22 protein-coding genes are annotated in these 21027 nt (G+C 63.0%); 11 read left to right on the forward strand and 11 right to left on the reverse strand.

The genetic code is table 11. The features are described 5' to 3' along the window. Positions 1 to 6: 6 nt before the first annotated feature. Both ACVOK8_RS05675 and ACVOK8_RS05680 read right to left on the reverse strand, forming a co-directional pair. Positions 7 to 2124: a TonB-dependent receptor gene (locus tag ACVOK8_RS05675; RefSeq protein ID WP_481565979.1), complete on the reverse strand. Its 2118-nt coding sequence runs from the start codon at positions 2122 to 2124 to the stop codon at positions 7 to 9. A 336-nt stretch (positions 2125 to 2460) separates the two neighbouring features. Further along, complete coding sequence (locus ACVOK8_RS05680; protein WP_481511811.1) at positions 2461 to 3249, reverse strand: GntR family transcriptional regulator; 789 nt, start codon at positions 3247 to 3249, stop codon at positions 2461 to 2463. Positions 3250 to 3305: 56 nt separating this feature from the next. On the opposite strand from ACVOK8_RS05680, the gene ACVOK8_RS05685 reads away from it, so the two are divergent. The 4 genes from ACVOK8_RS05685 to ACVOK8_RS05700 are packed head-to-tail and all read left to right on the forward strand — an operon-like array spanning position 3306 to position 6882. Continuing rightward, positions 3306 to 4085, forward strand: a complete 780-nt coding sequence (locus tag ACVOK8_RS05685; RefSeq protein ID WP_481565980.1) for an enoyl-CoA hydratase/isomerase family protein — start codon at positions 3306 to 3308, stop codon at positions 4083 to 4085. 13 nt (positions 4086 to 4098) lie between these two features. After that, complete coding sequence (locus ACVOK8_RS05690) at positions 4099 to 4431, forward strand: DUF1330 domain-containing protein (protein ID WP_481565981.1); 333 nt, start codon at positions 4099 to 4101, stop codon at positions 4429 to 4431. Then, entirely contained in the window at positions 4428 to 5471 is a 1044-nt protein-coding gene (locus tag ACVOK8_RS05695) for a nitrilase-related carbon-nitrogen hydrolase (RefSeq protein ID WP_481565982.1), read from the forward strand. The genes ACVOK8_RS05690 and ACVOK8_RS05695 overlap by 4 nt, the downstream gene beginning before the upstream one ends. Then, complete coding sequence (locus ACVOK8_RS05700) at positions 5464 to 6882, forward strand: aldehyde dehydrogenase family protein (protein ID WP_481565983.1); 1419 nt, start codon at positions 5464 to 5466, stop codon at positions 6880 to 6882. The genes ACVOK8_RS05695 and ACVOK8_RS05700 overlap by 8 nt, the downstream gene beginning before the upstream one ends. Before the next feature lie 9 nt (positions 6883 to 6891). Here the strand turns inward: ACVOK8_RS05700 and ACVOK8_RS05705 are convergent, their stop codons facing one another. Further along, a complete protein-coding gene (locus tag ACVOK8_RS05705; RefSeq protein ID WP_481565984.1) occupies positions 6892 to 7149 on the reverse strand; it encodes a hypothetical protein in 258 nt (85 codons plus the stop codon). 325 nt (positions 7150 to 7474) lie between these two features. Here ACVOK8_RS05705 and ACVOK8_RS05710 point away from each other — a divergent pair, with 325 nt between their 5' ends. After that, complete coding sequence (locus ACVOK8_RS05710) at positions 7475 to 8251, forward strand: glucose 1-dehydrogenase (RefSeq protein ID WP_481565985.1); 777 nt, start codon at positions 7475 to 7477, stop codon at positions 8249 to 8251. Positions 8252 to 8259: 8 nt separating this feature from the next. Here the strand turns inward: ACVOK8_RS05710 and ACVOK8_RS05715 are convergent, their stop codons facing one another. The 7 genes from ACVOK8_RS05715 to ACVOK8_RS05745 form a co-directional block, all read right to left on the reverse strand. After that, entirely contained in the window at positions 8260 to 8655 is a 396-nt protein-coding gene (locus tag ACVOK8_RS05715) for a c-type cytochrome (RefSeq protein ID WP_481565986.1), read from the reverse strand. 578 nt (positions 8656 to 9233) lie between these two features. Further along, a complete protein-coding gene (gene prpB, locus ACVOK8_RS05720) occupies positions 9234 to 10118 on the reverse strand; it encodes a methylisocitrate lyase (RefSeq protein ID WP_481565987.1) in 885 nt (294 codons plus the stop codon). 28 nt (positions 10119 to 10146) lie between these two features. Then, positions 10147 to 11826, reverse strand: coding sequence for an electron transfer flavoprotein-ubiquinone oxidoreductase (locus tag ACVOK8_RS05725; RefSeq protein ID WP_481565988.1), 1680 nt, complete (start codon positions 11824 to 11826; stop codon positions 10147 to 10149). A gap of 63 nt (positions 11827 to 11889) precedes the next feature. Continuing rightward, on the reverse strand, positions 11890 to 12810 hold the full coding sequence (locus ACVOK8_RS05730) for a polysaccharide deacetylase family protein (RefSeq protein WP_481565989.1): 921 nt from the start codon (positions 12808 to 12810) through the stop codon (positions 11890 to 11892). Next, the gene (locus ACVOK8_RS05735) at positions 12807 to 13742 is read right to left on the reverse strand and encodes a polysaccharide deacetylase family protein (RefSeq protein ID WP_481565990.1); all 936 of its coding nucleotides are present in this window, start codon (positions 13740 to 13742) and stop codon (positions 12807 to 12809) included. The genes ACVOK8_RS05730 and ACVOK8_RS05735 overlap by 4 nt, the downstream gene beginning before the upstream one ends. Beyond that, positions 13739 to 14413 (reverse strand): isochorismatase family protein, encoded by a 675-nt coding sequence (locus ACVOK8_RS05740; protein ID WP_481565991.1) that lies wholly within the window; start codon positions 14411 to 14413, stop codon positions 13739 to 13741. The genes ACVOK8_RS05735 and ACVOK8_RS05740 overlap by 4 nt, the downstream gene beginning before the upstream one ends. Before the next feature lie 27 nt (positions 14414 to 14440). Beyond that, complete coding sequence (locus ACVOK8_RS05745; protein WP_481565992.1) at positions 14441 to 15673, reverse strand: MFS transporter; 1233 nt, start codon at positions 15671 to 15673, stop codon at positions 14441 to 14443. A gap of 141 nt (positions 15674 to 15814) precedes the next feature. Between ACVOK8_RS05745 and ACVOK8_RS05750 the strand changes: the two genes are divergently transcribed. The 6 genes from ACVOK8_RS05750 to ACVOK8_RS05775 all read left to right on the forward strand — a co-directional run bounded on the left by ACVOK8_RS05750 (position 15815) and on the right by ACVOK8_RS05775 (position 20786). After that, a complete protein-coding gene (locus ACVOK8_RS05750) occupies positions 15815 to 16123 on the forward strand; it encodes a hypothetical protein (protein WP_481565993.1) in 309 nt (102 codons plus the stop codon). Between the two features lie 20 nt (positions 16124 to 16143). Continuing rightward, entirely contained in the window at positions 16144 to 16986 is an 843-nt protein-coding gene (locus ACVOK8_RS05755) for an SDR family NAD(P)-dependent oxidoreductase (RefSeq protein ID WP_481565994.1), read from the forward strand. Positions 16987 to 17281: 295 nt separating this feature from the next. Then, complete coding sequence (locus ACVOK8_RS05760; RefSeq protein ID WP_481565995.1) at positions 17282 to 18148, forward strand: polysaccharide deacetylase family protein; 867 nt, start codon at positions 17282 to 17284, stop codon at positions 18146 to 18148. Beyond that, on the forward strand, positions 18145 to 18999 hold the full coding sequence (locus tag ACVOK8_RS05765; protein ID WP_481565996.1) for an HpcH/HpaI aldolase/citrate lyase family protein: 855 nt from the start codon (positions 18145 to 18147) through the stop codon (positions 18997 to 18999). The genes ACVOK8_RS05760 and ACVOK8_RS05765 overlap by 4 nt, the downstream gene beginning before the upstream one ends. Before the next feature lie 89 nt (positions 19000 to 19088). Further along, on the forward strand, positions 19089 to 19607 hold the full coding sequence (locus tag ACVOK8_RS05770; RefSeq protein ID WP_057634054.1) for a MaoC family dehydratase: 519 nt from the start codon (positions 19089 to 19091) through the stop codon (positions 19605 to 19607). Positions 19608 to 19616: 9 nt separating this feature from the next. Next, entirely contained in the window at positions 19617 to 20786 is a 1170-nt protein-coding gene (locus ACVOK8_RS05775; protein WP_481565997.1) for an acyl-CoA dehydrogenase family protein, read from the forward strand. On the opposite strand, the gene ACVOK8_RS05780 is transcribed toward ACVOK8_RS05775, so the two are convergent. Then, on the reverse strand, positions 20783 to 21027 hold a 245-nt coding region (locus tag ACVOK8_RS05780), incomplete at its 5' end, for a hypothetical protein (protein WP_481565998.1). The two genes, ACVOK8_RS05775 and ACVOK8_RS05780, sit on opposite strands and share 4 nt — an antisense overlap.

Below are 21027 nucleotides of genomic sequence, written 5' to 3' on the forward strand. Positions count from 1 at the left end.
CAGCCCTCACCAGAACCGGTAGCTGAACTCCACGCCGTAGGTGCGCGGCACGTTCGGGTAGATCACGCCCACACCCAGGCCGGCGATATCAAAGCCGCCGGTGGAGGCGAATTCATTGCTCAGGTTCTTGCCCCACAGCGCCACCGACCATTCCGCATCGCGCGGTTCGTAGGCAATGCGCGCGTTGTACTCATGCCCGGCCTTGCGCATGATCAGGCGCGAAGCATCCTGGTTCTGGAAGTAGTCGTCGGTGAAGCGCGCCTGTGCACTGAACACCAGGTCGGCATTGCCAAGTGGCTGCACGTAGCTGCTGCCGAAGGTCCATTGCAGCTTCGGTGCGTTCTTCATCGGGTGGCCGCGGAAGTAGGCGGCGTTGATGGCCTTGTACTTCTGGTATTCCGAATCGATGGTGCCGAGCGTGGCGTTGAGCTTCAGCCCGCGCGTCAGCTGCGCCTCGGCTTCCAGCTCGATGCCCTGGATCAGGGCGCCGGTGGCGTTGGTGACCACGAAGATGCCTTCCGGGTTCACTGCGGCCAATTGGATGCCGTCGTAATCCAGCCGGTAGTAGTTACCGTTCAAGCGCAGGCGGTTGTCCAACAGCGTCGACTTGATACCTATTTCATATGCGCGCAGGGTTTCGGCATCCACCTGCACCAGGGTTGCCGGGGTGCTGCCGCGGCCATTGAAGCCGCCACTCTTGAAGCCGGTGGTGACGCTGGCGTAGCCCATCACATTGTCATTGAAGTTGTAGGACAGCAGCGCCTTCCAGTCCGGGCGGTTCCAGCTGTTGCTCATGTTCTTGCTGAAATTGGGGTCGCCATTGGCCTTGACCGCGCGCACCGAGAAATCCTTGCTCTCGTAGCTGTAGCGGCCGCCCAGGGTGAGGGTCAGCTTGTCGGTGAACTTGTAGTCGCCCTGTGCGTAGATCGCATACGCCGAGGTGTCCTGGGCGATGTAGTTGGTGCCGCCGCGTACGAAGATGTCGCTGCGCGTTGGCTGGTCGTTGTGTTCCTTGAACGCGAACACGCCGGCTACCCAGCTGAAAGGGCCGTCCAGCTGCGAGGTGAATTGCGCCTCGTAACCCTTCTGGTTCTGGCGCTGGTCCTGTTCAAGGTGATAACGGGTCTGCGCGGTGCCATCCACATCCATGTAGAAGTGATGATCCAGCGTGCGGTAGTGCGCGATGCTGCGCCAGGAGAACGCACCGAAGTCGGTTTCGTTGGTCAGTGCCACGCCGAACTGGTCGATGTCGTTCAAGCCCAGCGTGTCGGTTTCGGTCTTGTAGAAGCTGCCCAGGCGCGGCACCTGGTTGCCATTGGCATCCAGCGCCACCGGTGTGCCCCAGGCTGGGGTGGAGCGTTCGCGCAGGCGGTCGATGCTCAGCGTTGCATAGGAGGCTTCGCCCCAGGTCGAGGCCATCGACAAACGCCCGGCCAACACATCCTGGTCGTTGACCATGCGGTTGTGGGTGATGTCCTTGAGGATGCCATCGCGCTGGCGGCTGAGCGCGGCGGCGGAGATGTCCAGCGTCTCGCCGATGCGGGTGGCAAAACTCACGCGTGCGTCGCGGCGGCCGAGGTTGCCGATGCTGCCATCCAGCGCCAGCTTGCTTTCGCCGGTGGGCTTGCGCGAGATGTAGCGGATCGCGCCGCCTGTGGCATTGCGGCCGTACAGCGTGCCCTGCGGGCCGCGCAGCACTTCGATGCGCTCGACGTCGTACAGGTCGAACATCGCCCCGTTCTGGCGCGGGATGTAGACGTCGTCGATGTATAGAGCGACCGCCGGGTCGTTGGTAAACATCGACTCATCGGCACCCACGCCGCGCATGAAGATCTTGGCGCCGGAACTGGTGCCGGTGTTCTGCTCGATGATGATGTTGGGTGCGGCGAACTTGATGTCATCCACGCGCTTGACCTGCATGCGGTCAAGCTCCGGCCCGCTGATCACGCTCATGCTCAGTGGCGTCTTCTGCATCTGCGCTTCTCGGCGTTGCGCGGTGACGCTGACCTGATCCAGCTGCACCGCCTGATCGTCACTGCTGGCCTGCTGCGCCAGCGCGGGGTTGCTGCCAAGGGCGGTCACGATCGCGACTGCCAGCGCACTGCGGTACAGAACTTCCTTCATTGACTGCCTCATAGCGTGAACGGGGATAGGTGGCGCAGGCGCACAGCGGTCAGTGGTGTGCCGGTGCGTCTGCTTTCCAGTCTTTCGCTATTTGTCCGGACAATCAATGTGGCAAGAGCGGAGCCTTCACAGCTTCGTCGTGCGCTGCAGCAAGCGCATAAGCAATTGATCGAGATTGGAAAGTGGCAGAAATTTCCGCCCTCCCGTGTTGCACTGCAAAGGCATATAGGTCTTAGCCTTATATCTTTCCGGGCAGGCGGCGCAGCCTGCAAAACGCAAAACGCCGCCCGGTTGGGGCGGCGTTTTTCGCAGCGGGGAGCTGGTGGTGTTGTCGGCTTATAGCGGGGTGCCGTCGTCCACGTCCAGGGTCATCTGATAGGTGAACTGATCCGGCCGGTACTGCACGTTGAGCAGGTCGACCAGATTGCCGTCGCCATCGTAGGAACGGCGTTCAAGTGACAACAGCGCGGTGCCGGGTTCCACCTTCAGGTGCAGGGCGGCGATGGCGTCGGCGTTCACTGCAGACAGCACCTGTTCCACCTGCTTGATCTGGATGCCGGCGGCCTGGAACAGCTTCAAGCGCGAGCTGTTGGCCAGCCGTGCCTCGTTGAATTCAGGGTGATCGGTGTTGGTCCAGCTGATGTAGTAGCCGAACGGGACATCGCCGCGCAGGCGCAGGCGGATGGCCTGCACCAGCACGTCGCGTGGGCCGGTATCGAACAGGGCGCGGATCGGCTCCGGCGGCACCCCGCGGCGGAATTGCAGCAACTGCACCTTCGTGTGTTCGGCCAGCACTTCCAGGCTTTCCAGCAAGCCGGTCAGCGGGCTGTGCATCGGCTTGGGCCGGGAGCGGTGGATGACATGGGTGCCCTTGCCGCGGCGGCGCTCTACCAGGCCCTCGGCGGCCAGCTCGTCCAGCGCCCGCTTGGCGGTGATGCGCGACACGCCAAAGCCGTCGGCCAGGTCGAACTCGGTGGGAATGCGGGCGCCGCGCGGGATCTCGCCATTGAGGATGCGGTCGCGCAGCAGGCTGAACATCTGGTGGTAAAGCGGCGTCGGCAAGTCATTGCGCAACAGCTTGTGCGCGTTGGCACTTAACAGTGTGGCCAGTGTGTCTTGGGACATCTCGCTTCACCCTCCTTTGGCTTAATGCTATAACGATAGAACAAATAGGATAGGCCATGGTCACTGAAGAAACCGTGATTTGCTGGAGCCGTGACGGCGCGCTCGCCCGCATCGGCATCCACCGACCCGACAAGCGCAACGCCCTGGCCACCCGCCACTGGGCGGCGATCGAGACCGCACTGGATGAAATTGCCGCCAGTGACGCCCAGATCGTGGTGGTGTCGGGTGTGCCGGGGGCGTTCAGTGCCGGCGCCGATATCGACGAACTCGGTCAGCTGCTCACCGCTCCGGAGGCCTTTGCCGCCAACAACGCCCAGGTCCAACGTACCCAACTCAAGCTACAACGTCTGCCGCAGACCACGCTGGCCGTCATCGACGGTGCCTGCGTGGGCGGCGGCCTTGGTCTGGCCTTGGCCTGCGACCTGCGCCTGGCCAGTGCCCGCAGCCGGTTCGCTATCACCCCAGCCAAGCTCGGTTTAGTTTACAGCGCTGATGACAGCCGTCGGCTGGTCAACACGGTCGGCATGGCCCGCGCCCGCGAAATGCTGTTGACCGGGCGCCTGCTCGACGCCGCCACCGCGCTGGACTGGGGGCTGGTCAACCAGTTGGCGGGTGAGGACGGCATCGAGGCGCTCGAGCAGGCGCAGGTCCAACAGTTGCTGGCCACCTCCGGGCAGGCGCGACGGGCCATCAAGACTGTGCTTGGTCACCTCGGCGGCGATGCCAGCATTGGGCCAGCGCAGGCCGAGGCGGCGTTCAACGATGCCTTCAGCAGCAGCGATTTCGTCGAGGGCGCGGCTGCCTTCCTCGACAAACGCGCGCCGCGTTTCGGCTGAGGCCGGTATACACATGCCGGCCTATCTGATCATCGAAGCGCACATCACCGATCCGCAGGGCTTTGCTGCCTATGCCCACACAACCCCAGCAGTCGTCGCACGCCATGGTGGCCAGTATCTGGTGATGGGCGGCGACCAGCACAGCCTGGAAGGCGAGCACGCACCGGCGCGGACAGTGATCTCCTGCTGGCCGGACCGCGCTGCTGCGCTGGCGTTCTGGCACAGCGCCGACTACGCCGCGATCAAACCGCTGCGGGCCGGCACCGGCAGCTTCCGCGTGCTGCTCGCCGATGGCGTGCAGACGCAAGACCTCAACGACACCGCAATCGAAGGGAATGCCCCATGATCGACGCTTATCGCGCGCTGGCCCTGCAGACTACCTGCCGCGCCATCAATGCCTGCGCCACGCCGGCCGCTGCCGCCGCAGCGGTGGCTGACAACATCGAACGGGTAGGCCGGCAGATCCGTGCTTCCAAGGCCTTCATCGGCGCCGACTTGAAGCTGGTGGTGCTGCCGGAGTACTTCGCCACCAGCTATCCGCTGGGCGACACCATTCCCGGCTGGGCGGCCAAGGGCTGCTTCTCCATGGATGGCGCCGAGTACGAACAGCTGGGCCGCATCGCCCAGGACAATGGCGTCTATCTGTGTTCCAACGCCTACGAGCGTGATCCCAACTTCCCGGAGCTGTACTTCCAGTCGTCGGTGATCCTCGACGACAGCGGCAACCAGATCCTGCGTTATCGACGGCTGATCTCGCTGTACGCACCCAGCCCGCATGATGTCTGGGACAAGTATCTGGACGTGTACGGCATCGACGGCGTGTTCCCGGTCGCGCGCACACCGCTAGGTCGCCTGTCATGCATCGCCTCGGAAGAAATTCTTTACCCGGAAATCGCGCGGGCGATGGGCCTGCGCGGTGCCGAAGTGTTTCTGCATTCCACCAGTGAAGTCGGCAGCCCGGAGCTGACCCCGAAGGACATTGCCAAACGCGCCCGCGCGCTGGAAAACATGGCCTACGTGGTCTCGGCCAATACCGCCGGCATCAGTGGCGTCGATATTCCGCTGGGCAGCGCCGATGGCATGAGCAAGATCGTCGATGACCAGGGCCGGGTGCTGTCCGCCGCCGGTACCGGCGAGTCGATGGCCGCCTACGCCGATCTGGACATCGCCGGCCTGCGCCGTCGTCGCCTGCGTCCGGGCATGGGCAACTTCCTGTCGCGGCTGCCGCAGGCAGCAATCAACACCGGCCTCGGCAGTACTGCCTTGAAGCCGAATGCGCTGTTGGATGGCGACAGCTTGAAGATCCCGCAGCGCGCCGACTTCGCCGCGCGCCAGAAAGCCACCCTTGATGCACTGCTGAGCGCCGGAGTACTGGGCAATGACTGAAGCGACCACACTGCCGCTGCGTAATCCGCGTACCGGTCACTCCGATGGCGAACTGCCGATCACCTCCGTTGCCGAGGTTGCTGCCTTGGGTGCTGGGCTGCGCAAGGCGCAGCTGGACTGGGCCGAGTGCAGCATCGAAGAACGCTGCACGCGCCTGAATGCCTTGGCCGATGCGCTGGTCGCACGCCGTGACGGACTTCTTGACGCATTGCTGGCTGATACCGGTCGCTGGCACGAATCGCAGATTGAGGTGGACGGCACGGTCGGTGCGATCCGCCGCTGGGCGCAGCAGGCAGCAGGGTGTCTGGCTGAAAAGCCTGCCCAGCGGGAAGCCATTCCCTTCATCCACAGCCAGCAGACCTGGGTGCCGTTCGCGGTGGTGGGTGTTATCAGTCCGTGGAACTTCCCGCTGATGCTGACCCTGATCGATGCCGTGCCTGCGCTGGCTGCTGGCTGCAGCATCCTGGCCAAGCCCAGCGAAGTCACTTCACGCTTCGTGCCGCTGCTGCGTGAAGCGTTGGATGAAGCCGGTCTTGGCGAGGTGTTCAAACTGGTCACCGGCGCCGGTGCTACTGGCCAGGCAGTGATCGAAGCAAGCGACCAGATCTGTTTCACCGGCTCGGTCGCCACCGGCCGCAAGGTCGGTGAAGCCTGCGCGCGTCGCTTCATTCCGGCTTCGTTGGAGCTCGGTGGCAAGGACCCGGCGCTGGTCTTGTCCGACGCCAACATCGAACATGCCGCACGCGCCTTGGCTTGGGGCAGTTTCGTCAACGGCGGCCAGAGCTGCATGTCGATCGAGCGCGTCTATGTGGAAGCGCCGGTGGCCGATGCCTTCATCGCCGCACTGGTGAAGGAAGCCTCCACATTGGAACTGGCCTGGCCGGACCCGAAGCAGGGTCAGATCGGACCGGTGATTGCCGCCTCGCAGGTTGAACTGGTGCGCAGCCAATTGGCCGATGCAAAGGCAAAGGGCGCGCGTGCGCTGACCGGCGGCGAGCTGATTGATCATGGCGGCGTCTGGTGCCCGCCGACGGTGCTGATCGATGTCACCGACGAGATGGCCGTGGTCGCCGATGAGAGTTTCGCCAGCGTATTGCCGGTGATGGTGGTGGCCGATGAAGCCGAAGCCATCGCGCGTGCCAACGCAACCGAATTTGGTTTGTCGGCGGCGGTATTTTCGCAAAGCCCTGAACGCGCACAGCGGGTGGCGCGTCAGCTGCAGGCCGGTGGCATCTCGATCAACGACGCTTGCTTGACCGGCATGGTGCAGACCGCCGAAAAGCAGAGCTTCAAGCTCTCCGGCATGGGCGGCTCACGCATGGGCACAGCCTCGATCCGCCGCTTCGTGCGGGCACGCGCGCTGTTGATCAATACCGGCACCGCATCCCCTTGGTGGTATGCGCCCGCCTGAGGGTCTGCCTCAGCACGCCAGCACGAACTGGCCCAGGAAAATGCCGAAGCCCAGCATCCACATCGCCAGCATCGCTGGAACACCGGCGATGCGTAGCAGCCAGCGTGGTCGCGGCCGCGCATTGCGTGTCGCGCGGAAGATCAACAGCAGCAACACAATTCCAGCACCAACGAACAGCGCGAAGATCGACCAGCCCAGCAGCCAGAACGCAGCGGATTTGGTGGATTCCTGCGGGCACTGGGCCATGGCTGAGGCCAGTGACGGCATTGCGCATGGCAGCACAGCTGACAAGGGTGTGAACTGGCGGCGCCTTGGTAGTCGCATGGGGCGACACGCTCCTGTTTACGGTTACAGATGCACATCCTGCCATTACAAGGTAATGCAAGGGTAGAACAGCAGCCACGGACCCGTACCCGAGCCTTTGGATAACTGCAGCTGAGCAGCGAATGCAGAACATTGGCAAGTGATCGTTCTGTTGTTGGTGCACGGGCAGGCCAACGAGGTGATGTGAGAGGAGGGGCATCACCTTCGCTTCTACCTGCTGGGTGTATGGTCAGCGAATCGACTATTCGTCTGGACAGGAGCACGTCCCATGATTCCGCAAGCGCATTTCGACCTTTCTGGGAAAGTGGCCATCGTTACCGGTGGCGGCAACGGCATCGGCCGCGCCAGCTCGCTGATGTTGGCGGCCTATGGCGCCGCCGTCGCCATCGCCGACCTGAAGCTGGCTGCAGCTGAAAAGGTGGCGGCAGATATCGTGGCGGCCGGCGGCAAGGCCTTGGCACTGGAGTGCAACGTGCTCAAGGACGAAGATCTGGTGCGCACGGTCGAGCGCACCGCGGGTGAGCTTGGTGGTATCCATATCCTGGTGAACAACGCCGGGGGCGGTGGTGCTGGCCGCGAGAGCCCATTCGAGATCACCCTGCAGCAGTTCGAGCGGCCGTTCCAGATCAATGTGTTCAGTGCGTGGCGGCTGTCGCAGCTGTGTGCGCCGCATATGCAGAAAGCCGGCTACGGTTCGATCATCAACATGTCGTCGATGAGCTCGATCAACAAGAGCCCGGCGATCAGTGCTTACGCTGCATCAAAAGCGGCGATCAATCACATGACCGCGAACCTGGCGCACGACTATGGCCCGGCCGGTATCCGGGTCAATGCGGTGGGGCCGGGGGCGGTGCGCACCGATGCCTTGGCGACGGTGCTGACGCCGGAGATCGAGAAGCGAATGCTGTCGCATACGCCGATCAAGCGCCTGGGTGAGGCCGATGATATTGCTGGCGCGGTGCTGTACTTCGCTGCGCCGATCTCCAACTGGGTCAGTGGCCAGACCTTGTTCGTCAATGGCGGCGGCGTGCAGACGCTGGATTGATGCGCGGTTTATTCGGGTAGCGTGGACAGGAACTCGATCACGGCCTGGCGGCGCGCCGGGTCGGAGGTGGCGTTTACCATCTTGCTGCCTGGTACCTGCTTGGTTGGCGATTTGATGAAGGCGTCCAGGGTCTGCGCATCCCAGGTGATGCCGCTGGCCTTCATGGCTTCGGAGTAGTTGTAGCCCGGAGCGGTGCCGGCCTTGCGGCCGATCACGCCATGCAGGTTGGGGCCGACGCGGTGGCCGAGCTCGGCGCGGGTGTCGTGGCAACCAGCGCAGATGGCGAAGGCGCGTTCGAGTTCACGTTGATGCGGATCAGCATTGGCGCTGTGGTTGAAGGCATCGCGCTGGCCGCAGGAGCTGAGTGCCAGGCAGGTAAGCGCGATTAGTGGCAGGCGGGGCATTGCGTTCTCATTGCGATGGCGGCCGTGGTGGTGCGGCGCTGGCAATGATGGCTGGTGCTGGGAGTGGAAAGCAAAGGGGGCGTAGGGTGGGTTTTTAGGTTTTGAAAAGGCTTGGAGCAAAGACCCCCTCATCCGCCCTTCGGGCACCTTCTCCCGCACGCGGGAGAAGGGAGACTTCATGCATTCCTTGGTCAGTAGCCAAAAGCCAAAAGCCAAGAGCCAAAAGAAAAATCTAGAAGCAGAAGCTAGCAGCAAAGGCGGTGGTATCTCTACGGACTTCGCTGGGCCGCCGCCAATGCAAACTTCTCAAGGAAGGGTTGCAGTTAAAAAGGGGGGGGAAGCATGCGTTCAAGCTGTGTGCTGGAAGCGGGAATTGGAGCACTGGACAGACTTCGCGGAGTGCGCCGAAGTCAGCGATGCCGGCCCAAGCAAAATGTCGTCGAAGTAGCCCCTCTCCCGCATGCGGGAGAGGGGTAGGGGTGAGGGCAGCTTTTAGAACTTTAGGGTTTTTAGCTTTCAAGTTTTCAAACTCGGACTTTCAAAGCGCCCAAAGCCTTCTACGCCCCCAACCCCAACCCTCACTTCTTCGCGGCAAGCGTCCTATCCAGACTCTGCTCAAACGTGTGATACCCGATCCGCTCATACAGCTCCTCACGGGTCTGCATGGTCTCCACCACATTGCGCTGGTGGCGATCTCGACGGATCGCGGTATACACGTTCTCCGCCGCCTTGTTCATCGCGCGGAACGCAGACAGCGGGTAGATGCACATCGCAACACCAACCGACCCAAGCTCTTCAGTAGAGAACAACGGCGTCTGTCCGAACTCGGTCAGGTTGGCCAGCACCGGCACCTTCACCGCGTCGACAAAACGCTTGTAGGTCTCAAGGTCATACGAGGCTTCGGCAAAGATGCCATCAGCACCGGCTTCAACGCAGGCCAGCGAACGCTCGATCGCCGCGTCCACACCCTCCATCTGGATCGCATCGGTACGTGCGATCAGGAAGAAATCAGGATCGGTCTTGGCATCGGCGGCGGCCTTGACCCGGTCCACCATCTCGCCCAGCGACACGATTTCCTTGTTGGGGCGATGGCCGCAGCGCTTGGCGCCGACCTGGTCTTCGATATGGCAGGCCGCCGCACCGGCCTTGATCAGTGACTTCACCGTGCGCGCGATGTTGAACGCGCTCGGGCCGAAGCCAGTGTCGATGTCCGACAGCAGCGGCAGATCGCAGACGTCGGTGATGCGGCGGATGTCGGTGAGCACGTCGTCCATGGTGTTGATGCCCAGGTCCGGCAGGCCCAGCGAGCCGGCGGCGACGCCGCCACCGGACAGGTAGACCGCGCGGAAGCCCGCCCGCTTGGCCAGCAACGCGTGATTGGCGTTGATCGCACCGGGGATCTGCAACGGGGTTTCCTGCTGGAGCGCTTCGCGGAAGCGGGCGCCTGGACTGACAATGCTCATCAAAACTCCTGTGGGTTGATGGCGATGCTTACATCGCCGGATAGTTTGGCCCGCCACCACCCTGCGGGGTCACCCACACGATGTTCTGGGTCGGGTCCTTGATGTCGCAGGTCTTGCAGTGCACGCAGTTCTGCGCGTTGATCTGCAGGCGGGTATCGCTGCCTTCGCCGACGAACTCGTAGACGCCAGCCGGGCAGTAACGCGCTTCCGGGCCGCCGTAGGTTGCCAGGTTGACCTTCACCGGTACGCTGGCGTCCTTCAAGGTCAGGTGGCTGGGCTGGTCTTCCTCGTGGTTGGTCGAGGACAGGAACACCGAGCTCAGGCGATCAAACGTCAGCACGTTGTCCGGCTTTGGATAGTTGATCTTCGGCTGGCTGGCGGCAGGCTCCAGGCACTCGTGGTCGGCCTTGGTGCGGTGGATGGTCCACGGCGCGTTGCGGATGCCCAGCTTGGGCAGCAGCCACTGTTCGATGCCGGTCATCAGCGTGGCCAGGGTGCGGCCCTTCTTGAACCACTGCTTGAAGTTCTTGGCCTGCAGCAGCTCGGTCTTCAACCAGCTGTTCTCGAAGGCCTCCGGATACGCCGTCAGCTCATCGCGCGAGCGACCGGCGACCAGCGCATCGAACGCAGCCTCGGCGGCCAGCATGCCGGTCTTGATCGCGGCGTGGCTGCCCTTGATGCGGCTGACGTTGAGGTAGCCGGCCTCGCAGCCGACCAGCGCGCCGCCCGGGAACACGGTCTTGGGCAGCGACAGGATGCCGCCGGCGGTGATCGCACGTGCGCCGTAGGCGATGCGCTTGCCGCCTTCCAGGTGCTTGCGGATCGCCGGGTGGGTCTTGAAGCGCTGGAACTCCTCGAACGGGCTCAGCCACGGGTTTTTGTAGTCCAGGCCGACCACATAGCCGATCGAAACCTTGCCACCTTCAGCGTGGTACAGGAACGCACCGCCATAGGTGTCGTTGTCCAACGGCCAGCCGGCGGCGTGCACCACCAGGCCCGGCTCATGCTTGGCTGGATCGATCTGCCACAGTTCCTTGATGCCCAGGCCATAAGCCTGCGGGTCCTTGCCAGCATCGAGCTTGAACTTGCTGATCAGCTGGCGGCCCAGATGGCCGCGCGAGCCTTCGGCGAAGATCGTGTACTTGGCATGCAGTTCCATGCCGCGCTCGTAGTTAGGGCCCGGCGTGCCGTCCTTGTGGATGCCCATGTCGCCGGTGGCCACGCCCATCACCGCGCCGTTTTCGTCGTACAGCACTTCGGCGGCGGCAAAGCCCGGGAAGATCGACACTTCCAGCGCTTCGGCCTGCTGCGCCAGCCAGCGGCTGACTTCGCCCAGGCTGATGATGTAGCTGCCGTCGTTGTGGAAGCACTCCGGCAGCAGGGCGTGCGGGGTGCTCTTGGCACCGGTTTCATTCAAGAACAGGAATTCGTCGCGGGTGACGGCCTGCCGCAGCGGCGCACCGCGTTCCTTCCAGTCCGGGAACAGCTCGTTGAGCGCGCGCGGGTCCATGACCGCACCGGACAGGATGTGCGCGCCGGGCTCGGAGCCTTTCTCCAATACGCACACCGACAATTCCTGGCCCTTCTCGACCGCCAGCTGGCGCAGGCGGATGGCGGTGGCCAGACCGGCAGGGCCGGCGCCGACGATGACGACGTCAAATTCCATCGCTTCGCGCGGCGGCAGGGCGGTGTTGGCTTCAGTGTTCATGCAAGGGCTCTTGGGTAAAGGCCGGCGCGGTTTGGGCGACGACGGTTGCCTGGAACCGCCGCCTCAACGTGAGGCGGCGATGATCTGCGAAGGCGCAGCGTTCCAGATCAGCCCTGCGTTGTCTGCCAGATGGGCGAACACGCGTTCCAGGTGCTTGATGCGGTGCGGCTGGCCCATCACCCACGGATGGATGTTGAGCGCGAGCAGGCGACCCTGTCCGCTGCGCTGCGCTTCCTCCAGCAGGAAATCGCAGGCATCGACCATCTGGTCCGCATACTCGGCCTCGGCATGCAGATTTTCGCCGACGATGAAGCGATCTTCCAATTCCAGTGACAACGGCAGTGCGGTGAGCGGGCCGTTGGCGGTCTGGAAGGGGTAGGGCAGCTCGTCGTTGATCCAGTCACCAAACCACTGCAAACCGGCCTGTTGCAGCAGTTCCGGCGTGTTTTCGGACTGCGAGCGGGCCGGTGACAACCAGCCCTGGATGGGGGTGTCCGAATACGGGGCCAGCGCGGCCAAACTGCGCTGGATGTATTCAGCTTCGCGCGCCGGGTCGAGCCCGCCGTAGTGCACGCTGTCCATGTTCCAGCCGTGCGCGACCAGCTCGGCGCTGCGCGCCTTCAACCTGCGCAGCAGGGCCGGGTAGCGCTCGGCCAGTTCGCCATTGACCGCAGTGCTGGCGCGCAGACCATACTTTTCCAGCGCATCCAGTACGCGGAACACCCCAACCCGGTTGCCGTAGTCGCGCAAGGTGTAATGGCGCAGGTCCGGGTAGGGCATGACCATTGAGCCGTGCGGCTTGAAGCCCTCGCCCTTGGGGTTGAGCGGGAAGTGTTCCAGGCTCAGGTTGATCCACAGCGCCAGCGGCTTGTCGTCGGGCCAGCGCACGGGCGGGCGCTCGGCCAGCATCGACCAGCTGTAGCGCGCGTGGTCCATGCCGTGGCGCAGCTGCGGATACTCGAGGAAGCTGCGATCCAGGCTCATGCCGCGTCCTCCGCGTTGATCGCCGCCATCGAGGCCAGCGCATCGTCGTAGTGGTTATCCAGATAGTGCTGGGCGATCTCGCGGCCGGTGGCCTTCCACACCTTGTCGTGGCTGCAGATGTAGTCCATTGCGTCGTGGAACGCCGCCAACCGATGCGGATGGCTGACCTGGTAGGCATGCAGCGGCACGCACATCACCGTGCCGGAGTTTTCACCTTCGGCATACAGGCGGTCGAAGGCGTCCTTGATCATCTGCCCGTAGCGGCGCGGCTCGATCTTGTTGGTGACGTAGACGATGGTGTCGTTGAGCTCCAGCGAGTACGGCACCGACACGAAGCGCTTGCCCGAGCGGGTCTTCACCGGCGTCGGCTGGTCGTCATGGAACAGGTCGCAGGTATACAGCCCACCGGCCTCGGCAAACAGGTCGATGGTGGCGTCCGAATGCGACAGCGCCGGTGCCAGGTAGCCATCGCAATGCTGGCCGGTGTGCTCGGTGATCAGCGCCATCGAATGCGCGATCATCTCGCGTTCCTGCGCCTCGTCCATGCCGTAGGTGTAGCGGGTGTTGTAGATGCCGTGGCTGAAGAATTCCCAGTTGCGCTCGGCCGCCATCTGGATCACTTCCGGATGGTGCTTGAGCATGGCCGTGGACAGCGATACCGAGCCGCGCAGGCCGTACTGGTCCATCACCCGCATCATCCGCTGGTGGCCGACGCGGTTGCCGTAGTCGCGCGTGCCATAGCCCTGGATGTCCGGCAGCGGACGCGGCCACGGCTTGCGCTGCGGGTTGGCCGGCGGCGCGTACTCGTAGAACTCGATGTTGGGCGCGATCCACAGCGCCACGCGGGCCCCGCCCGGCCATTCGATCTTCGGCCGGCTGTCATAGGGCCAGTAATCGAACAGGCCCGGATCGGACTTCGGTGTGGTGTTCATGCGCTCAAGGCCTGCAGCTGTGCGGCCACGTACTCGACCGATTCCACGTCGCCGTACTTGAGCATGATGTCGCTGAGGTTGGCGAAGTGCGGAATCTCGTGTTTATCGGCCACGCATTCTTCAGGAACGATGCTGCGGTACCCACGCGACAGGCTGTCGATCACGCAGGCGCGGATGCAGCCCGAGGTCGAACCGCCGGTGATGATCAGCGTGTCGATCTTGTGGAAGGTCAGCAGCGACCACAGGTTGGTTTCGAAGAACGGGCTGGCCATACGCTTGTGCATGACGATATCGCCCGGCTGCACATCGGCGCGCGGGTCGAATTGCGCGCGCTCGGAGCCGTGCTTGATGTTCTGCAGCGAGTCCGGCGTGTTGGTGCGGGTGCCCCAGGTGCCGGCGTCCTCGCCCGATTCCAGATAGGCAACATAGGTCCACACCACCGGCAGGCCGAGCGCACGTACCTGCGCCGACAGCGCATTGATGTGCTCGATCTGCCGCGGGTCGGTCTCATACGCAGTCTTGAACGCGTCCATGTCGGTATAGGCGCGCTGCACATCGATGTTGACGATGGCCGGGCGCGCGCCGAAGCCGAACTTGGCGCGGTTGGGGTTGGCCTTGACCTGCTCCCAGTACTGGCGGGCGGTGAGGTTGGACGTTTCCATCACGGGCATGGGGTCTCTCCGTTGCAGCAGTGGGGATCAGGCAGCCGAAGCGCGCGAACGTTCGTCGCGCACCAGCGTTGCGGCCAGCAGGGCCAGCACGATCAGTACGCAGATCAGGCTGAAAGCGATGTGGTAGCTCTTGGTGATGTCGAAGATCTTGGCTGTCACCCAGATGCCGAGACCGGCGGTGGTCGCATCGAGCAGGGTGATGGTGCCGAGGATCTTGCCGGCCGAGCTCAAGCCGAAGGCGTTGACCGCCAGCAGCTGGATCATCGTGTACAGGCCACCCCAGCCCAGACCGAACAGGGCCAGCGAATACCAGATCAGGTCGGCGCGCATCGTCGCCAGGATCAATGCGCCTGCGGCCATGATGCTCAGGTTGACCAGGAATACGCGCTTGGCCGGCAATACATCGGCGAGGAAGCCGAAGATGAACTTGCCCACCATTGCCAGGCCGAACATCAGGCCAAGGCCATTACCTGCGGTGGCCGGTTCAAAGCCGAGGTCGCGCATGTGCAGGAACAGATTGGACGCGACCGCCATGATCGAGAAGAACGTAGTCATAGCCACGAATGCCAGCACCCAGAAGGTACGGGTGCGCATCGCCTGCTGGTAACTCAGGTCAGGCAACGAGGACGCGGCCGGCTTGCCGACGGCTGCCTTGGCGGCCAGCGTGTCCGCGCCCCACGGCTGGATGCCGCCCGGGCGCGGGCTGCGCACGAACAGGAAGGCGATGATCAGGAAGGCCAGCGGAATCGCGGCTTCCCACAGCAGCGCGGCACGCCAGTCCATGCTCTGCATCAAGTGCACGCCGAGCTTGGGGAACAGCATGCCCCCGAGGCTGGTGCCGACCAGGGCGATACCAATCGCGGTGCCGCGATGGGTGGCAAACCACTGCGAGACGAAGATCACCGCGACGTTCAAGCCGGCGGCGACCAGCACCGCGGCAAAGCCGACGTGGATCCAGTACAGATGGGCCAGCGTATGGATGTGTGCATAGGCGGCATACAGCGCCGCCAACAAGGCGATGCCGGCCAGCACCAGCTTGCGCGGGCCGACCTTGTCGATCAGCGCACCCAGGAACGGTGCCATCCAGCCGGCCAGCACCAGGGTGATCAGGTCGCGCAGCTTGAGCTCGCTGCGGCTCCAGCCGAAGTCCTTGAGCAGGGATTCGTCAAAGGCGGTCAGGCCGGTCACGGTCAGACCGTTGGAGACCAGCAACACCAACATTCCCACTACCGCCATCAACCACGGGTAATAACGCTTCATCAAAGCACCTCAATCGTTTGGGTTACGGCAGGTAGATACGCCGGTGGGGGATTTCCGCCTCCGGCGTTGACCGGGGACGAATGGCATGCCTACACTTTGTCCGGACAAAGTGTGCCACAGTCTTTTACCTGGGAGGAAGCCATGCAAACCGTGATCGTCCTGTTCAACCTCAAAGCCGGCGTCAGCCGTGAGGAATACGAGGCCTGGGCGCGTGCCAGCGACCTGCCGGTGGTCAATGCGCTGCCGTCGGTGGAGAAGTTCGAGGTACTCAAGGCCAGCGGTCTGTTGATTGGTGAAGGCAGCTCCCCGTACGCGTACATCGAGCTGATGCGGATACCGGACATGGCTGCGTTTGGCGCCGACCTGGCCGATCCGGCCGTTCAAGCCGGTGCAGCGCAGTTCCAGCAATACGCTGACAATCCGTTGTTCATCCTCACCAGCGCGCTGTAAGCGCACAAGGAACTTTGGTCATGGCTCGTTTCCCCGAATTGCAGGGCAAGGTCGCACTCATCACCGGCGCTGGTCGCCGCGCCGGCCTGGGCGAGGGCATTGCCCGCCGTCTGCTGCAGGAAGGCTGCAAGGTGGTGCTGACCGACATCGGCCAGGTGCGTGGCGCCGAAATGCCGGTCACTGCGGTGGGTACCGATGAGGAGTTGGCGCAGGTTGCCGCCGAGCTGGCCGCCAGCACCGGCGGTGAGTGCGTGGCAATGGCCCTGGACGTGCTGGAAGAGGCGCAGGTGGAAGCGGTGGTCAAGGCCACGGTGGAACGCTTTGGCAGCCTCGACATCCTGGTCAACAACGCCGGCATTGGTTACCTGATGAAGTCGCTGGTCGACATCGATGCCAAGGAATGGGACGCGGTGCTGGGTGTGAACCTGCGCGGCGCCTTCCTGACCATCAAGCACGCCGGCCGGCAGATGATCGCGCAGGGCGGCGGCCGCATCGTCAACATCGCCTCGCAGGCGGCCAAGTCGGCGTTTCCGCATGCGGCGGCCTACTGCTCGTCCAAGCATGGCCTGGTTGGCCTGACCCGCGTCGCGGCGCTCGAGTTGGGTGCGCATGGGATCAACGTCAATGCAGTGTGCCCTAACCATGTGACTACGGGCCTTGGCGCATGGCAGAACGAATATTTCTCTGAGAAGCAGGGCAAGAGCGTGGAACAGTACCTGGCGGATATGCGTGCGCGCATTCCGGCTGGGCGCGCGGGTCTGCCTTCGGATACGGCCGCTGCAACGGCGTTTTTGTGCTCGGACGATGCGGTGTACATCACTGGCGAGGCGATCAATGTTTCGGGTGGTGAGGAGAACCATTGAGGTAGGGGCTTTCCCGGCCACCGTGAAAATCGTCATTCCCGACCAACTCTCAGATCGTCATTCCCGCGAAGGCGGGAATCGCTCTGGCCTTTGACTTCCACGGCAAAGGCGAAAGCGCAAAGGCGAAGAACGAAGAGCGATTCCCGCCTCCGCGGGAATGACGGCACAAGAGCAGAAGCAGCAAAGCAGAAGCAGCAAAGCAGAAGCGGCAAAGCAGAAGCGGCAAAGCAGAAGCAGCAAAGCAGAAGCAGCAAAGCAACCCCACCACGCAACCAACAACCGCACCGAGACCACCATGTCCAAACCCGTCTACCAGTGGCCCAACAACGCACGCCTGGCCTTGTCCGTGGTCGTCAATGTTGAAGAGCTGTCCGAGTACAACGTGGGCCAGGGAGACAAGATCACCGAACCGGTGGACGAGCTGCACGTGACCTTGTCCAAGCCGGTGCGCAACTACGGCAACGAATCCAACTACCGCTACGGCATCAACGAAGGCCATGCGCGCGTATCCGCGCTGCTGGACAGGTTCAACGTCACCAGCACCTATACTGCTGCTGCCGTGTCGCTGGAGCGCGCACCGGAAATCGCCGACTACCTGCGTGGCAGCCGCCACGAAGTGTGTTCGCACGGCCACCGCTGGATCCACCAGTTCCGCTTCAACGAGGAACAGGAACGTCAGTTCATCCGCGACGCCGCCGACAGCATCGAACAGACCACCGGCGTACGTCCGGTTGGCTGGCTGTCGCGCTACCTGCACACCGCATCAACCCGTCGCCTGCTGCAGGAAGAAGGCTTCCTCTACCACATGGATGACTACTCGGCCGATGCGCCGTTCTGGGGCGATGTCGACGGCAGCGACAAGCCGATGATCGTGGTGCCGTACCAACTCGATACCAATGACATGAAGATGTGGGTGGCCCCGTCCTACCTGCCCAAGGATTGGCTGGACTACGCTGTCGACAGCTTCGACACGCTGTACGCCGAAGGTGAGCACAGCCCCAAGGTGATGTCGCTGGGCCTCCACCTGCGCATCATCGGCCGCCCGGGTCGCATCGGCGCGTTCGAGAAGTTCCTGCAATACGTCGCGCAGAAGCCAGGCACCTGGTACGCAACACGTCGTCAGATCGCCGAACACTTTGCTTCACAGGTGGCTGCACCATGAGCGCCGCACTGAACAACCCGCGCCGCTGCCTGCTGTTCGTGCCGGGCTCGCGCCCGGAGCGCTATGCCAAGGCGGTCGCCACCGGCGCCGACCAGGTCTGCATTGATCTGGAAGACGCGGTCGCGCCGGGCGACAAGGAAAGTGCGCGTGCTTCGCTGTTCGCGTTTCTTGCGGACAAGCCAGAAAGCCATGGTGAGATAGGTCTGCGCATCAATCCCTTGTCCACCGAGCTGGGTCAAGCGGATCTGAACGCATTGGCGACATCCGGCTTGACTCCGGCCTTCGTGATGCTGCCAAAAGTCGAAACCGTGGCCGAACTGCAACAGGCCGATGCCGCACTCGCGAGCATCGATACCGTGTTCATTGCGCAGATCGAAACGCCGAAGGGTTTGCTAGATGCACGCGCGCTGGCCATTGCCATTCCACGCCTGCAGGCGCTGATGTTTGGCGGCTTCGATTACATCGTCGCGCTGCGTGGCCGCGCTGGTTGGGAAAGTTTCTTCCACCCGCGCGTGCAGCTGGCAACGATTGCCGCCGAAGCAGGCGTCGGCTGCCTCGATGTGCCCTTCCTCGACATCAAGGACGAAGCCGGCCTGGTGGATGAAACCGACCGCGTGATCGACCTTGGTTTTACTGCCAAGGCCGCGATCCATCCGGCCCAGGTCGAGCCCATCCAAAACCGCTATTTGCCAACCGCCGCCGAGTACGACCGTGCCCAGCGCGTGGTTGCGGCACTGGCCGCCAGCGGCGGCGAAGCCATCCAGCTCGAAGGCAAGCTGGTGGATCGCCCGATCGAAATTGCTGCCGAACGCGCAATCGCACTGGGTGCACTCGGCGTCCGCGCCGGCTGACCTCAACGCTCCATTGAACGCCTGATCACACCCCTCTTTGACCGAGCTGCGCCCAGCGCCAGCCCAACCCGCACCAAAAGGACATTGTCATGGTTCAGAACGTCAAGCAGATTTCCGAAAACCGCTTCCGCGAAACCTTCGGCCGCTACTACGAAGAGTTCAATGTCGGCGACATCTACGAGCACCGCCCGGGCCGCTCCATCACCGAGACCGACAACACCTGGTTCACCCTGCTGACGATGAACACCCATCCGATGCACTTCGACAAGGAATATGCCAAGGCGTCGGAGTTCGGCAAGGTCATCGTCTGCTCACCGTTCACCGTGGCCTTGATGGTCGGCATGAGCGTCACCGATGTCAGCCAGAAGGCGGTGGCCAATCTGGGTTGGAGCGAGATCAAGATGACCCATCCGCTGTTCGTCGGCGACACCCTGGTTGCCGAATCGGAAGTGCTGGAAAAGCGCGAATCCAAGTCGCGCCCGGGTGCCGGCATCGTCACCTGCCGTACCGACGGCTTCAACCAGGACGGCAAGCTGGTCTGCACCTTCAACCGCACCATGCTGATCGCCAAGCGCGGCCATTCGGTGGAAGACAAGGTCAACTACTGAGGCGCAATGATGAGCACCGAACCGGAACAACTGTGGGGCCCTGACGAAGAGCTGGCACTTCTCGACTCGATTGACCATTGGGTGGAGAAGTCGGTCGCGCCTATCGCGCAGGAGTACGACCTCGAAGACAAGTACCCGCATCACCTGGTAGAGGAGATGAAGGACCTTGGTCTGTTCGGTGCCACCATCTCGCCGGAGTACGGCGGGCTTGGGCTGCCTGCGCGCATCTACGCCAAGATCGTGATCAAGGTGTCGTCGGTATGGATGGCACCGACCGGCATCTTCAACTCGCACCTGATCATGGCCGCAGCCATCGAGCGTTGCGGCACCGAAGCGCAGAAACAGAAGTACCTGCCGCGCATGGCGACCGGCGAGCTGCGCGGCGCGCTGGGTCTGACCGAGCCCAGCGCCGGCACCGATCTGCAGGCAATCCGCACGGTAGCCAAGCGCGATAGCGATCATTACGTCATCAACGGCGCCAAGACCTGGATCACCAATTCCATGTATGGCGACATGGTGCTGCTGCTGGTCAAGACCGACCCGGAGGCGCAGCCGCGCCACAAGGGCATGACCATGTTCATCGCCGAGAAGGGCGAGGGCTTCATCGTCGCCAAGAAGATGAAGAAGTCCGGCTACCGCGCCATCGATACCTGCGAGCTGGTATTCCAGGACTACAAGGTGCCGGCGGACTGCCTGCTCGGCGGCGTTGAAGGCCAGGGCTTCCAGCATGCGGTTGGTGGCCTGGAGTTGGGTCGTATCAATGTTGCTGCGCGCGGTTGTGGCATTGCCGAGGGTGCACTGCGCTTGTCGGTGCGTTATGCACAGGAGCGCATGACCTTCGGCAAACCGATCGCCGAGCACCAGGCCATCCAGCTCAAGCTGGGCGAGATGGCGGCCAAGGTTGAAGCGTCGAAGCTGCTGATCGAGAGTGCGGCCAATGCTTACGACAAAGGTGAGCGCTGCGACATGGAAGCAGGCATGGCCAAGTACTTCGCCACCGAAACCGGCGCCTATTGCGCGCAGGAAGGCATGCGCATCTTTGGCGGCTACAGCTACTCGGTGGAATACGACATCGAGCGCTTCCATCGCGACGCCATGCTGATGTGCATTGGTGAAGGCACCAATGAAATGCAGCGCATCATCATTGCCAAACAATTGGTGGCAAGGAACAAGATCTAGAAATCCAAGCAGACAAAAGCCCCTCTCCCGTTCGCGGGAGAGGGGTTGGGGTGAGGGGAAGCTCTACAAGCAAAAGCTGGAGAGCTCCCCTCATCCGCCCTTCGGGCACCTTCTCCCGCATGCGGGAGAAGGGACAAAGCAACAGCCAAAGCCAAAGCCAAAGCCAAAGCAACAGCCAAAGCAACAGCCAACGCCAAAGCCAAAGCAACAGCAAAACCGAAAGCAAACGCCAAACCCAAAC

This window comes from Stenotrophomonas sp. STEN083 (assembly GCF_056759195.1).